This is a genomic window from Paenibacillus sp. FSL M8-0212 (assembly GCF_038004645.1).
GTDB lineage: Bacteria > Bacillota > Bacilli > Paenibacillales > Paenibacillaceae > Paenibacillus.
Genome location: NZ_JBBORP010000001.1, coordinates 4026619 through 4040137, shown reverse-complemented (window position 1 = coordinate 4040137; position 13519 = coordinate 4026619). Strand labels below are relative to the sequence as shown.

General features: G+C 47.6%; 14 protein-coding genes. All 14 read right to left on the bottom strand.

Annotated elements, in window-relative coordinates; genetic code table 11:
- Window positions 1-34: 34 nt before the first annotated feature.
- Window positions 35-1285 (bottom strand): Rne/Rng family ribonuclease, encoded by a 1251-nt coding sequence (locus MKX68_RS17815; RefSeq protein ID WP_091037546.1) that lies wholly within the window; start codon window positions 1283-1285, stop codon window positions 35-37.
- A gap of 106 nt (window positions 1286-1391) precedes the next feature.
- Window positions 1392-2252 carry a site-2 protease family protein gene (locus tag MKX68_RS17810; protein ID WP_340913355.1) on the bottom strand — a complete coding sequence of 287 codons (861 nt, stop codon included), beginning with the start codon at window positions 2250-2252 and terminating at the stop codon, window positions 1392-1394.
- Window positions 2245-3093: a M23 family metallopeptidase gene (locus MKX68_RS17805; protein WP_340913353.1), complete on the bottom strand. Its 849-nt coding sequence runs from the start codon at window positions 3091-3093 to the stop codon at window positions 2245-2247. The genes MKX68_RS17810 and MKX68_RS17805 overlap by 8 nt, the downstream gene beginning before the upstream one ends.
- 149 nt (window positions 3094-3242) lie before the next feature.
- On the bottom strand, window positions 3243-4037 hold the full coding sequence (gene minD, locus MKX68_RS17800) for a septum site-determining protein MinD (protein ID WP_053783092.1): 795 nt from the start codon (window positions 4035-4037) through the stop codon (window positions 3243-3245).
- A gap of 3 nt (window positions 4038-4040) precedes the next feature.
- Window positions 4041-4703 carry a septum site-determining protein MinC gene (gene minC, locus MKX68_RS17795; RefSeq protein ID WP_017692615.1) on the bottom strand — a complete coding sequence of 221 codons (663 nt, stop codon included), beginning with the start codon at window positions 4701-4703 and terminating at the stop codon, window positions 4041-4043.
- 74 nt (window positions 4704-4777) lie between these two features.
- Window positions 4778-5311: a rod shape-determining protein MreD gene (gene mreD, locus MKX68_RS17790; RefSeq protein WP_036605906.1), complete on the bottom strand. Its 534-nt coding sequence runs from the start codon at window positions 5309-5311 to the stop codon at window positions 4778-4780.
- On the bottom strand, window positions 5311-6183 hold the full coding sequence (gene mreC, locus MKX68_RS17785; RefSeq protein WP_047841182.1) for a rod shape-determining protein MreC: 873 nt from the start codon (window positions 6181-6183) through the stop codon (window positions 5311-5313). Before mreC ends, mreD begins: the two co-directional genes overlap by 1 nt.
- Window positions 6184-6368: 185 nt before the next feature.
- Complete coding sequence (locus tag MKX68_RS17780) at window positions 6369-7403, bottom strand: rod shape-determining protein (RefSeq protein ID WP_340913348.1); 1035 nt, start codon at window positions 7401-7403, stop codon at window positions 6369-6371.
- Between the two features lie 183 nt (window positions 7404-7586).
- Window positions 7587-8276: a RadC family protein gene (radC, locus tag MKX68_RS17775; RefSeq protein WP_340913346.1), complete on the bottom strand. Its 690-nt coding sequence runs from the start codon at window positions 8274-8276 to the stop codon at window positions 7587-7589.
- Window positions 8277-8313: 37 nt separating this feature from the next.
- Complete coding sequence (locus MKX68_RS17770) at window positions 8314-8925, bottom strand: Maf family protein (protein WP_338588361.1); 612 nt, start codon at window positions 8923-8925, stop codon at window positions 8314-8316.
- Between the two features lie 95 nt (window positions 8926-9020).
- On the bottom strand, window positions 9021-9263 hold the full coding sequence (locus tag MKX68_RS17765) for a DUF4321 domain-containing protein (RefSeq protein WP_047841183.1): 243 nt from the start codon (window positions 9261-9263) through the stop codon (window positions 9021-9023).
- Window positions 9264-9408: 145 nt separating this feature from the next.
- Entirely contained in the window at window positions 9409-10638 is a 1230-nt protein-coding gene (locus tag MKX68_RS17760; RefSeq protein WP_340913344.1) for an SPOR domain-containing protein, read from the bottom strand.
- Between the two features lie 116 nt (window positions 10639-10754).
- Complete coding sequence (gene murC, locus MKX68_RS17755; protein WP_253442774.1) at window positions 10755-12074, bottom strand: UDP-N-acetylmuramate--L-alanine ligase; 1320 nt, start codon at window positions 12072-12074, stop codon at window positions 10755-10757.
- A 56-nt stretch (window positions 12075-12130) separates the two neighbouring features.
- Window positions 12131-13507, bottom strand: coding sequence for a bifunctional folylpolyglutamate synthase/dihydrofolate synthase (locus MKX68_RS17750; RefSeq protein WP_124117791.1), 1377 nt, complete (start codon window positions 13505-13507; stop codon window positions 12131-12133).
- Between the last annotated feature and the right edge of the window lie 12 nt (window positions 13508-13519).

Genomic DNA, 13519 nt, shown 5'->3' with positions numbered 1-13519 from the left:
TACTTGAAGATTATATCACGCAATATATCAAAAATCAATGCAAAGGTGAAATATATCTTTTTCCCGTTCCATGGCAGGAAGAACACGGCTCCACATAGGGTAACGTACTTTCTTCCCGCACTTTCTTACGGGTAAGTTCCAGCAAACCCAGCTTGGTCCAACCCATTACAAACGCTTTGGTCCGATCCTTCTTGAGCTCACCCTCCAAGGTTGCCGCGACTTCATGCCGATTCGAGGCTTCCTCCATATCAATGAAGTCGACAATAATCATGCCACCGATATCTCGTAGGCGCATCAGGCGAGCAATCTCCACTGCTGCCTGTATGTTGGTCTCTGTCACGGTCTCTTCCAGACTGTCACCGCCAGCTCCCGTGTATTTCCCCGTGTTCACATCCACTACAGTCAGAGCTTCGGTATGATCAATGACAATGTATCCGCCTCCGGGCAACCACACTTTCCGGGCAAAATCCTTATTCAACTGTTCCTGCACACCATAGGCAGCAAAGATGGATTCTGTTCCCCGATACACCTGTACTTTGGGTTGATGACCAGGACTAATCTCTTCAAGCAATGCTTTTACCTCACGGGCTTGTCCTTCACTATCAGTGATGACTTCGTCACTCCCTGGCGTATACACATCTCTGATGATTCGCTGTACCATGCTATGATCCCGATGCAAGAGGCTTGGTGAAGGCAAACTGTCCGCTTTTTCGCGAATTAGATACCACTGCGCGCGTAATGTTTCCAAGTCCGACTTAATGGCTTCATGCTGCTCTTCTCCAGATACGGTTCGAATAATAAGTCCTTCTTCATCCCGCCTCAGTTGCTCCCCAAGTGCCTTAAGACGGGAACGATCCCCTTCACGGGCAATTTTCTTGGATACCGCTACATAGTCAGCAACAGGCATGTAGACAAGCCAACGGCCCGGGAGTGAATAATGAGTCGTCACCCGGGCTCCCTTGCCTCCTACCGGTTCTTTCAGAACCTGAACAATGACTTCCTGACCCGGACGAAGCAACTCCGAGATGGAAGGCTTCACCTTGGGCTGCTTCTCCAGATGGGGATGCAACACATCGTCCACATAGAGAAACGCATTTTTTTTCTGACCGATATCCACAAAAGCAGCCTGCATACCTGGTAACACATTCACGACACGTCCCTTGAAAAAGGAACCCAGCAGTCCACGCTCACGTGTACGCTCTGCCGTAAATTCCACAGCTTTGCCTTCTTCCAGAAGCGCCATTTGCATGAGGTTATGTTCATTATGTACTATCATTTGTTTCATGGCTTCACCTCTAGAAGACAATTCAATTCATCCACATCCATTTCAATATCTTTTCAATTCTCATTGTACATGTATTAACCCATTTTAGAACAGGTCCACCAGAACTCTACAATTTATCACCATTTTGTTGAAAATAGGAACCGATAATCCGTTGCTCAGGCAAGACGGCCATAATTCGACCCTGTCTGTTCATCACGTATACCATATGGTATCTTTCTCTCTTTAATAGACGCAAAATAGTGTCCAAAGGTTTCGCCGGAAATGAGATTATTGGCTGCGCCAAACTGCCGGTAGCCGCATGACGAGCGAACACACCCTCGCGATTCATGAGAAAACGGATGAAGCGATAGGGCACATTTCGGTAATCCGTTACGTTGGAATAGAACAAAAAAAGTCCGATTAACAGAATGTTGAGCGGTAAGCCGTAGTCCCCAGTAAACCATCGGCTGATAGCATATAAAATAACCCCTACGCTACACAGAATGCTAATTCTGTAAGTCCACATTAATGTTGTATAGTAGGGTGCCCACAGACTGACAAGCGCCTGAACAATTTTACCTCCGTCCAGAGGAAGTACAGGCAGCAGATTAAATAGGGCAATGAGCAGGTTCCCCTGAATGATATAGTTGAGAAAAACCGGATCGCCCAGATTGCCATACTGCAACAGCAAAACCACACCAACCATCAGCATGTTTTGTAATGGACCTGCCAGAGCAATGATGATATCCCGGTAGGCCGTGATCGTACCTCCATCTTCGATAACCGCTACTCCTCCAAAAGGAAGCATCTGGATCGACAAGACACGATAGCCCAGAAGGGCAGCAGCCGCAGCATGTCCACATTCATGAATAAATACGATGGCAAACAACGTAATAAGCTCAATAAAATGTCCAGTCAGAAGGGAGGCCATCATGATAATTACAAAAAACGGATGAAACGTAATGCGTACTCCCCACACCCTAATCAAGGGCAACGACTTCCGCCGGGTCTACGTACTCCTCACCCTCTTTGACTGCAAAATAGAGCGTGGCCGGTTGTTCACCACCCGTAGCCTTAAGACTCCCCACTGGATTCCCAGCTTCCACCCAGTCATTCACGTTCACTTCACTTTCGTTCAGCCGACCGTATATTGCCGTGACATTGCCTGTATGTTGGATGACAACGGTGAATCCACTTGCTGCATCTCCGATAACCTCCATGACACGTCCAGCATCCGAACTTGCGACCTGTATGAGTTCTGCACCTGCGGCATCCGGAACGATCTCAATTCCCTTCATGCTCAGCGCGAATGGCTGGACCACTGTTCCTGAGATTGGTTTACCCAGTAACTGCCGAATGCCTGAACCATTGACAGCATCCGTTGTATGTCCAAGAACAGGCAGAAACGAAGGTGTTCCTCCAAAATGTTTTTCATACCAGGCTGCCGCAGAGGCAAAATCCATATCCCGATGGAGTGCATCCGCAATTACTGTTTTGGGTGATGTCGTCCACGATGTATCCAACTGAAATAGCCCCCATACTCCGCCAAATATCAAAGCGCTAATAACCGTCCGTTTGAGAAGTGACTTGAACAGGTTGAATCTCGAATGCCCCCCTGGAACGAAATGACCATTCTCTTTTTTCCATAACCATTCCGGATCTCTTTCCTGTATCCCCTCACTAGGCGCGATTGGTTTCGTTTGTATGATCTCATTCTTGTCCAACAGTGAACCTACTTTTTGCTCCTGTAAGACCTCCACAGTGGCACCATCCATCAGTCGCCGAATGCGTTCTTCTCGTCTCTGCTTAATTCTGAGTTTCGTGTTCATGGAATATCCTCCCGCCGAGGCTTGTTTACTACATCCTATGAAGAGGTGGTTGATAATATGAACAAGCCTGCCAGCAGGTAACAAAAAAAGCCGGGCTATAAGCCACGGCTGTCATGTAATCAGATAATGAATAAGCCCATTTAAATGAATTAACCCATTCCGAAGAACTTTTTGAAACGAGTGAAAGCTCCCTTTTTCTGCTCCAGCTGCATCAATGGAACTGTATCTCCCAAAATGCGTCTTGCAATGTTACGATAGGCAATCGCCGCAAGTGAATCCGGATTCATGACCGTAGGTTCTCCTGAATTGGCAGCTTTGATGACCAGTTCATCATCAGGCACGATGCCAATCAGGTCAATATTAAGTACTTGTAAAATACCATCGATATCTAACATGTCACCCGATTTAACCATATTATTGCGAATTCGATTCACCACCAGCTTTGGTGATTGAATGTGTGAACTCTCCAGCAGGCCGATGACACGATCCGCATCACGCACTGCAGCATTTTCCGGTGTAGTGACCACGATGGCCTGATCTGCTCCTGCTACCGCATTTTTGAAACCCTGCTCTATGCCGGCTGGGCAATCAATAATGACGTACTCAAAATCTTTTTTCAATTCAAGGATAATATCCTTGACCTGTTCTGGCGACACTGAGTTTTTGTCTCTCGTCTGCGCCGCAGGCAACATGTATAATTCTTCGAAACGCTTGTCTTTGACCAAAGCCTGATTCAGACGGCAGCGGCCGTCCGCAACGTCGCACAGATCGTAAATAATACGGTTTTCGAGTCCCATCACGACATCCAAATTACGAAGGCCGATATCGGTATCTACCAGACAAACCTTTTTGCCGAGCAGCGCCAGCGCTGTCCCGATGTTTGCCGAGGTGGTTGTTTTACCCACGCCGCCTTTACCCGAAGTGATCACGATCGCCTCTCCCATGAGCTACACTCCTTTAAACACATTAAAATCTCGGCGTAACCGAACGATATTGCTCATTTTGTCTATCTGCATCTGATTGTCCTGTAAGTAAGCAAATTCCATTCCGGTCTCTCGGCTCTCCCATTCATCGGGAGGACGACTGATGATATCCGCAATCCGTAGCTGCGTCGGTGCAAATACCGAAGCGGCAATGATCGCTTCCTCGTCCCCACCAATTCCGGCATGAGCCATACCTCTGAGTGAACCCAACACATATATATCTCCGGTACACGTCACTGTGCCCCCCGGATTGATATCCCCAAGAAACAGGAGATTTCCTTCATGATGAAGCACCTGACCTGAACGCACCATACCACACATGGTTACAATCGGCGGCGGTCCTTTAACCTCCGGTTGGAGTGCAGGTGAGTCGATGGATCGAATAAGCAGATTCCCTTTTTGCTTCAATATATCGAGGATTGCTTCTTTCTGGTCCTCTGTCACTTCGCGGGCACCCAACTTGATATCCACATGAACAATCGGTCCGGTCAAAATATTTTGATGGCTGTGTTCCAGCTTATAGCGGAGCTCATAGAGCAATTCCTCGAATTCACATTGATCGTCCAACAGGAAAACCAGGCCGTCTCGGATGCCTTTAATCGTTACGTGATTCGATTTTACCGTCATAAGCCTGTCCCTCCCATCTCATTACATTTCGTGCCCGGGGCCCCAAGTTCCTGCTTTGCGCTCCATAAATGTATTTAGGAAGCTTCCTCTGTCTTGCTCCGTCTCTTGCCGATCCGCTCCAGTTGTTTCCGAAGGGGGACATATATGATCAAGGCAAACACAAAATGAATGAACAAATTAGGAATCATGTATTCAATCAACGCCCAGTCAAAGGTCACGTGGTTAAGTTGGAAGAGCTTGTACAGGAAAAATAGCATGGTGTCATTAAGCAGACTTCCCAAAATGACAACCGATACCATAACCGGCAGTGGTGCACGTGGTGCTTGAAAAATGAGTCCCATCATGTATGCCGATAAACCCATCGAGAATCCATAAGGTCCAATCATCTCGCCATAGAATACGACATCATGCAATAGTCCAAAAAATATACCGAGTACTAGTGCCGTGTGACGATGATGATATACAGCGATAAACAAAATGACGATATAGACCAGATTGGCAGAAATACGCATCTGCCAGCCAGAAGGGATGAGCAGCGGCAAAATTGTGCCTTCCGCAATGAACAAAACGAATAGTAACAGGAACAAAACTTGCTTACGTGTTACCATTATTCTTTTACCTCAGGCGGGATAATGACAATCAGCTCTTTCCAATCAAGGAAACTGGCGTATGGTTTGATAATCGCAGTCCGCGTTAAACCGTACTCCCCAACTTCAACCTTTTCCACTTCACCAATCCGCATATACTTGGGAAAGTTATTGATAATCCCTGAAGAGATGATCTCATCACCCTTTTTGATGTTTGAATCCTCCGAAATTTTGGTCATCTTGAGCATGCCCGTCTTCGGATCGTAGCTCTCAATCATACCAAATACTTTCTCTTTACCTACTGCCGTTGCTGCAATGGCATTGGATGTCGGATCATTGGCATCCATGGACGTTAGCAGATTAACCGTTGATGTATATGAGCTGACATGACTGATCACGCCGACCAGCCCTTCCTGGGAGGTAACGGCCATCCCCGGCTTGATTCCCGCATTTTCACCGATATCAATGTTAATGGTTCTGCTATTCGGATCCGAATTGGCACTGATAACCTGAGCAATTCGTGAACCGTAATTATAGCGATTCTTCTGTTCTTCTGTGAAATTGAGCGCTTTCTGAAGCTGCTCATTCACTTGCTCCATATCATTGTACTTCAGCCGATCCCGGGTATAGTGACCCATCGCGATACGAAGCTCTTCATTCTCTTCATATACCGTACGCATGTTCGCTACATCTTTGAAAAAGCCCGCTACATAGGAAGCGGGCTTGTAAAATACGTATTGTACAAATCCAACTGAATCCTTCAGGAATTTCTCCGGCCAGGATAGAGTGGTTCGCGGACTGAGCGTAAAGCCCATTAACGCGATAAATGTAACAAGGCCCACCAGCAAAACAAAAAGTCTTTTGTTGCCTAGCAGTTTAAACAGTTCGAACACCCTCTAACATCCATATTCTCTTCCGAGCCATGCCCGGCGGGGAGACTGTCAGACCTGTAGTCCCTGCGAGAATATCAGCCGATCCTCCCCTGTTAAGCGGGTAATAGCTCATCCCCGGGGTTAACCGGGTCCTCTATAAAGATATCTTGCCACTTGGTCGCTATGCCAAGTTAGGCAAATACCAATTAACGTTTGGAACGAACGGCCGAACTGCTTCTGCTTTTGAACAAATGAATATTCTCTAGCGCTTTACCTGTTCCGATTGCTACACAATCCAGCGGGTTCTCAGCCACAATGACAGGCATTCCTGTCTCACCAGCGAGAAGCTTGTCCAGGTTGCGAAGCAACGCCCCACCACCTGTAAGAACGATACCCCGATCCATGATATCGGCAGCAAGTTCAGGCGGGCATTTTTCAAGTGTTACTTTTACCGCTTCAACAATTGCATTCACGGTATCAGCCAGCGCTTCACTGATCTCGTCCGAAGTAATCGTAATTGTCTTCGGCAGACCTGTTACAAGGTCACGTCCACGAATTTCCATCGTTTCTACTTGTTCCAATGGCATAGCTGATCCGATGTCCATCTTCAATTGCTCCGATGTACGTTCACCGATCATGAGATTGTATTGGCGTTTGATGTACTGGATAACGGATTCATCCATCTCGTCACCTGCTATACGAACCGAACGGCTCGTAACAATACCACCAAGAGAGATAACAGCCACTTCCGTTGTACCGCCACCAATATCGACAACCATACTACCTGTTGGTTCCCATACAGGCAGATCTGCACCGATTGCAGCTGCAAAAGGCTCTTCAATTGTATAGGCTTCACGTGCTCCAGCCTGTTTGGTTGCATCTTCAACCGCACGTTGTTCTACTGCTGTGATCCCGGATGGTACACATACCATTACGTTTGGATGACGTTGGAACATGGAGCGCTGTTTCTGCGCCTCACGGATGAAATATTTGATCATTGTTGCCGTTGTATCGAAATCGGCAATAACGCCATCTTTCATTGGACGAATGGCACGAATGTTACCAGGTGTACGTCCAATCATTTTTTTGGCGGCTTCACCTACTGCCTCGATGCTATTTGTATCTGTCCGTATAGCGACAACCGAAGGTTCTCGCACCACAATTCCTTTTCCTCGTACATAAACCAACGTATTTGCTGTCCCCAAGTCAATACCCAAATCTTTCGTAAAACCACCAAACATAACATAATCTCCTTTTCTGCCTCATATAGCCGCTCCATTATGATCCAGAGCGTAATAATTTCATTCCCACGCAACACGTGGAGCTAATATTCGCATTTGTTTTTTTGCATTAGTAAAGTGAACCTATCTTTTACGGACAACGCCGTTAACATTCATAGGAAAACATCAACGCCAACCATTATATTATACTAAGCCCTTCTCCTTCAAACTTACGTACGTTCCATCTCCGATAATAATATGATCAAGCACGTCAATGCCAACAATAGCACCTGCTTCAATCAGTCTCTTGGTTATTTGGATATCCTCCGGACTGGGCGTAGGATCACCACTCGGATGGTTGTGTGCGCACACAATCGATGCGCTGCTGCATTTGATGGCAGCCCGGAACACTTCACGTGGATGTACAATCGAAGCGTTAAGGCTGCCCATGGAGAGTGTTTCCCGGGCAATAATATGATTTTTGCTATTCAGAAAAAGACACACAAAATGTTCTTTTTGCAAGTAACGCAATTGTTCGATCAGAATGTCAGCTGCATCACGGGGTGTACGAATTGAAGTCGACTGCGTGAGTCTGCTTTTGGCAATCCGATGACCCAGCTCAATGCCAGCTTTCAATTGCACAGCCTTGGCATTGCCGATTCCTTTCATCGCGGTCAGTTCTTCCAGACTCAAATCCATCAACGAGCGAATGCCACCCGCTTCGGCCAGAATCCGCTGTGCCATATGCACCGCGGATTCCTGTCTTGTGCCTGTTCGAAGTAAAATTGCCAGCAATTCAGCATGGCTTAAGGCGCCCGCCCCGTATTCCATCATGCGTTCTCTCGGGCGTTCTTCCTGGGGGATGTCGCGCATCATGTATTGAGGCGACTCCATATGTTCCCTCTTTTCATTTCACAACATTTGGCTTCATTCATGTTCGTGGCAACACATGTACGCCGAATCCGTCCAACATATCACTTAGCAAGGATAACGGCAAGCCAACCACATTAAAATAACATCCTTCAATGCGGTCGATCAGTGAAGCACCAATGCCCTGAATGGCATATGATCCTGCCTTATCTGAAGGCTCACCCGTCTGCACATAAGCACGGATGGTCGCATCCGTCAGCTCTTTCATCGTTACATCGGTCTGGCGGTAATGAACTAACGACTGTCCATTGCCCGCATCAATACAAGCGACACCCGTAAACACCCGATGTACGCGGCCCTGCAGTCGGGATAACATACGTTCAGCATCCGCTTCGTCTAAGGGTTTGCCTAGAATCTCACCATCCAGAACAACAACAGTGTCACTACCAACAATAATGGCTTCCTGCTCGCGGCCTTCAAGCCCGCGATACACGGCAAGCGCCTTGCGCAAAGCAAGCTCCTGTACCGTCTGTTCAGGTGTCCACTCTGGTGGTGTATCTTCGTTGGCATGACTTGGTATTACATCAAACGCTAGGTGGAGTGATGCGATCAGTTCTTTGCGCCGAGGCGATGTGGAGGCCAGAATAATAGGGCGCTGTTGAGTGTTATCCAAAATGAACGGCTCCTTATGCCACGGCAACATCCTGTCCGGATCACGATAATAGATGTCACTGGTTTAATTTTTTTTCGTCATAACTCGTCATTCTCCTACAGTCTGCGATACAGCCACACAGCGGCAATCATACCGATCAGACTCAGAAGGCTCATTTGAAATTGAAGTGAAATATCATAACTGATAATATCCAGATCAGCCTGCGGCGACCAACGTATGGTCGTGGCTTTCGTAAGAAAGGCTACTGCCTTAACAGGCTGCAGTGCCTTGGCGATCCACGCTCCGGCCATCCAGCCGAGCAGCAGAAACAGCAATAACATGCCGAAGTTTTTTTTCATCGGTAATCTTCCCTCGCCATTTTTTGACACCCACATTATTATACGGGGTTTTGTACGTCAATACAAACACAAATCCGGCAAGGGGAACTATTTCCAGTTCCTTGCCGGATAGGTATTTCCAAGCGTTGTTATGGGAAAGAGCATGTTACTGCTTTATCGCTTCGAGCCATTTTTTCTGCTGCAGTACATATTCCATCAGATCGGACTGCACGGACCACATGTGCACATCATCCGGGTTTTTGTTGTACTCCGCGATAGCCGTAATTGCACTGTTCATTGATTTCTCCATTCCGCCAATAATAGGTTGTACATCTGCGGTCAGACCAGGTGTAATACTATTCAATCCCGTCATCCATGACTGATGCTTATTCTGAATCGCGGTCATCGTTTCTGTAGAGACTGCTGCCGGAGCAGACTGTCCCAGCTGTTGAATGGACAAGGTAGATAATTGTTCGACCAGTGCAGAACTGTTTGTGAAGAAAAGCTGCACATCCTCTTGCTTGCCACCGAATATAGCCGGATTGATCTCAGGGTTCACGATCTCCTTGACGTACAGTTCAACTCCTTGGGCTTTTAGCCTGGAGCTAAGTAGCTTGGCCTCTTCACGATCAGACGAAATGCCTGCATATACTCGATTGCCATCTTCAGGATCAGAACCTGCGGCTATACCTGCCTGAGCCAGCTCAAGCTTGGCCTGCTCAGCTCGTTCAGGAGAACTGAATACGCCGTATTGGAGTGCATAATACGTGCTGCCAGTCGTAGCTGTCTGAAGCTGTTGCTCTGTACCAGCAGCCCCCTCCTGACCCGTCACGGTGGAAACAGCCTGATTGACGGGAAGAAGATCACCTGGCTTCGCGGCTCCTTCTTTATTGAAAAATGAAAGAATAACCATGCCAAAGAGTGCTCCGGTAACAAGTGCCCCGGTAACAGAACCAATCATTTTCCATCCCCTTGGAGGGCGATTACGTTTGTACGAATAGTTCTCCGAATGTGCAAGCCAGTCGTGGCCTTGATCATCATGGGTATTGGACAGATCACGACGCTCTTCCTCCGGATTATCGGTGTGATTAACATAACCGTAACCGGAACGGTTCCCAAAATAATGGGCCTCATCCAAGTTCAAGTTCGAATCATGGCTCACCCGCTCGTCAGGTTCAGGTACAGTAGAGCTTGTCAGCACCGTCTCTCCCCAGTCTCCGGGGATATCCTCAGGCGTCCATGATGGGGTTGTATCCATCTGCTTAGGCGTTAGCGGTTGATTATGCGGTAATTCTTCACTTAACGTCACCAATGGACTGGACGCGGATATCCTCTTGTTTTCAGGCTTGTCCGACTCATGATCCCCGAAGCGAAACGTCATTCTAGCATTGCTCACCTGTACCCTCTCCTTTGTCTCATTTATATCAGCTATATGCAGAGACTGGAGAATACATTCCATATAACGCAAAAAACGCCTGCTTCGTATCGAAGACAGGCGATTTCTCAATTGATCTATTTCAAACCTTTGGCAAGTGTATCGCCGACTTTCCAAATATCACCTGCACCCATCGTAATCACAAGATCTCCTGGCTGCAGACGATGCTGCAGGTCAGCGACAACTTCTTCTTTTGTAGGAAGGTAACGTGCAGAAGCATTACTGTTTTGAACGATCAGTTCAACCAGTTTGGCTGAGGTTACCCCTTCGATCTGCTTTTCGCCCGCAGGAGAATAGATATCCGTAATAAGCACCTCATCCGCTTCCGCGAAAGCACGACTGAACGCATCCAGCAGGAAGAACGTCCGCGTATAACGCTGTGGCTGGAATACCGCAATAATGCGTTTGCCTGTTGCTTTGGCGGCACTAATCGTAGCTTCAATCTCAGTCGGATGATGAGCATAATCATCAATGATTAGCATATCACGCGCCTCGCCCAATACCTGGAATCTGCGTTTGGCTCCGTGGAACTGGATGATAGCTGCCACAATCTTCTCAAATGGAATGCCTGCTTCCAGACAGGTAATCACCGTAGCCATCGCATTATAAACGTTATGCTTACCCGGCACTGATAACTCAACCGTGCCCATAGCAGCACCCTGATGATTCATCGTAAAGGAAATCCGGCGATCACCCAGTACAATATCCGTTGCCGTATAATCCGCAGCACGATCAATACCATAGGTTGTAATCCGTGACTTGAGTTCAGGCAAAATCGCTTGAACATTCTCGTCGTCAGAACACACAATCGCTGTTCCTTCCGGACGAATCTGGCTCAGGAACTGCACATAAGCCTTTTTGAGCTCCTCAAAATCACTGTTGTAATTCTCCAGATGATCTGCCTCAATATTGGTCACAATACCGAGCCATGGATGGTACTGCAAAAATGAGCCATCGCTCTCGTCTGCCTCAGCGACTACCCAGTCGCCCTGGCCTGCCTTGGCGTTGGTGCCCACATTCATGATTTCTCCGCCAATGATATATGTCGGGTCCGTATCACATTTATCCATAACAAGTGCAATCATGGATGAGGTGGTTGTTTTACCGTGAGCTCCAGCCACAGCCACACCTTTACGTTCGTTCAACAAACGTGCAAGCATCTGGGAACGATGCAGAATCGGAATGTTCAACTCTGCAGCTGCTACCCGTTCCACATTATCAGCAGGCGCTGCCGTAGAGTAAACAACCAAGTCTGCTCCAGTGACGTGCTCTGCCGTGTGTCCGATATATATTTTCGCTCCCTTGGCTGCCAACTTCTCGGTCAACTCCTGTGAAGCGACATCCGATCCGGTAACGGTGTATCCCATTTCCAACATAACTCTTGCGATGGCACTCATGCCATATCCGCCAATCCCTATAAAATGAACGTGTTCCGATGTATTTAACAAAACTTTCACCAACCTTTTTCAGAATCGGTTTGATGCAAAAGGGCTGCCCGCACATCCGCAATCAGGTACAGTGTGCCGGAGACCACCCCCAGATCTTCCGCTTCCGTCCGTGACTTCAATAGATCAAGTGCCTTTGCCCATTCGGGCTCGACGATGATTTCCAGTTCCTGCTTCGCAATGGCGGGACGTACCCGTTCGACAATCTGCAGCAATTCAGCTGCATCCATTTTGCGTCGGAAATCTGGCTCGGTCAGGATCAGCGTATCCACTAGTGGCAGTATATGCTGCAAATACGCTTCGTGATGCTTATTTGCCAACATACCCATCATCAAAATTAACTTGTTGTGAGGATAGACATCCGTAATGCTCTTGGCCAGTGATTCTGCCCCTTCCGGATTATGTGCTCCATCGAGCACAATTCGGGGTTCATCGACGACTTTTTCGAATCTTCCTGCCCAGAAAGCATTCTCCAGTCCAAGTGCAATATCGTTGTCATCCAGCATAAATGCCATGTATTGTCTAAGCAATTCAAGCACCATAAGTGCGGCCGCTGCATTGTCACATTGATGTGAGCCCTGCATGCGTATGCGAACGTCCAGATCACGAAACGGGCCTGTAAAATGAAAAGATTGTCCGTTCTCATTGCTGTCCAGTCTATGATAAGAGAATTGATCTCCAGCCAAATACACGCTTGATTGAAGCTGCTGTGCTTTCTCCTGAATCACCTTCACAGCTTCGGGTTGAGTCGCGCAAGTCACAACGGGTACTCCCGGCTTGATTATACCTGCTTTTTCCCCAGCAATCTGCTCAATCGTATCTCCAAGCACATCCGTGTGATCCATACCAATGTTGGTGATGACGGACACAACAGGTGCGACAATATTCGTTACGTCCATCCTTCCCCCTAGCCCCGTCTCCCATACCACAACGTCAGGGTAACACTCCTCTGCATAGTACAGAAGCGCCAGAGCCGTGGACACCTCAAACATCGTGGGTGATCCAAGCGGAGTGGAGGCCATTTCCATGACCAGTGGATGTAATCGGTTCGAGAGTTTAAGCAGGATTTCTTCAGGAATATCCTCACCGTTGTATTGAAAACGGTTTGTAAACTTGGTGATATACGGCGACGTAAAGGTACCCACATCATATCCAGCCTGAAGAAGCACTGACGTCAAAAAAGCGCAAGTCGAACCTTTGCCGTTCGTTCCCGCGACATGAATAAATTTGAGACGTTGGTGTGGATTGCCTAACATGGACATCAGACTCTCGATTCGTTCCAATCCAGGTCGGATGCCAAAAGGAATAAGGCCATTGATCCAGTCCACGGCCTCGTTATACGTAAGTAAAGGAGCTGCTGCATCTGTCCCGTCTAATTCCGTCATCTGATTCACCTT

Coding starts and splice junctions, on each gene's coding strand:
- MKX68_RS17815 (WP_091037546.1), bottom strand. CDS start 1,285: ATGAAACAAATGATAGTACATAATGAACATAACCTCATGCAAATGGCG.
- MKX68_RS17805 (WP_340913353.1), bottom strand. CDS start 3,093: ATGAACACGAAACTCAGAATTAAGCAGAGACGAGAAGAACGCATTCGG.
- minD (WP_053783092.1), bottom strand. CDS start 4,037: ATGGGAGAGGCGATCGTGATCACTTCGGGTAAAGGCGGCGTGGGTAAA.
- minC (WP_017692615.1), bottom strand. CDS start 4,703: ATGACGGTAAAATCGAATCACGTAACGATTAAAGGCATCCGAGACGGC.
- mreD (WP_036605906.1), bottom strand. CDS start 5,311: ATGGTAACACGTAAGCAAGTTTTGTTCCTGTTACTATTCGTTTTGTTC.
- MKX68_RS17780 (WP_340913348.1), bottom strand. CDS start 7,403: ATGTTTGGTGGTTTTACGAAAGATTTGGGTATTGACTTGGGGACAGCA.
- radC (WP_340913346.1), bottom strand. CDS start 8,276: ATGGAGTCGCCTCAATACATGATGCGCGACATCCCCCAGGAAGAACGC.
- MKX68_RS17765 (WP_047841183.1), bottom strand. CDS start 9,263: ATGAAAAAAAACTTCGGCATGTTATTGCTGTTTCTGCTGCTCGGCTGG.
- murC (WP_253442774.1), bottom strand. CDS start 12,074: ATGAGTGCCATCGCAAGAGTTATGTTGGAAATGGGATACACCGTTACC.
- MKX68_RS17750 (WP_124117791.1), bottom strand. CDS start 13,507: ATGACGGAATTAGACGGGACAGATGCAGCAGCTCCTTTACTTACGTAT.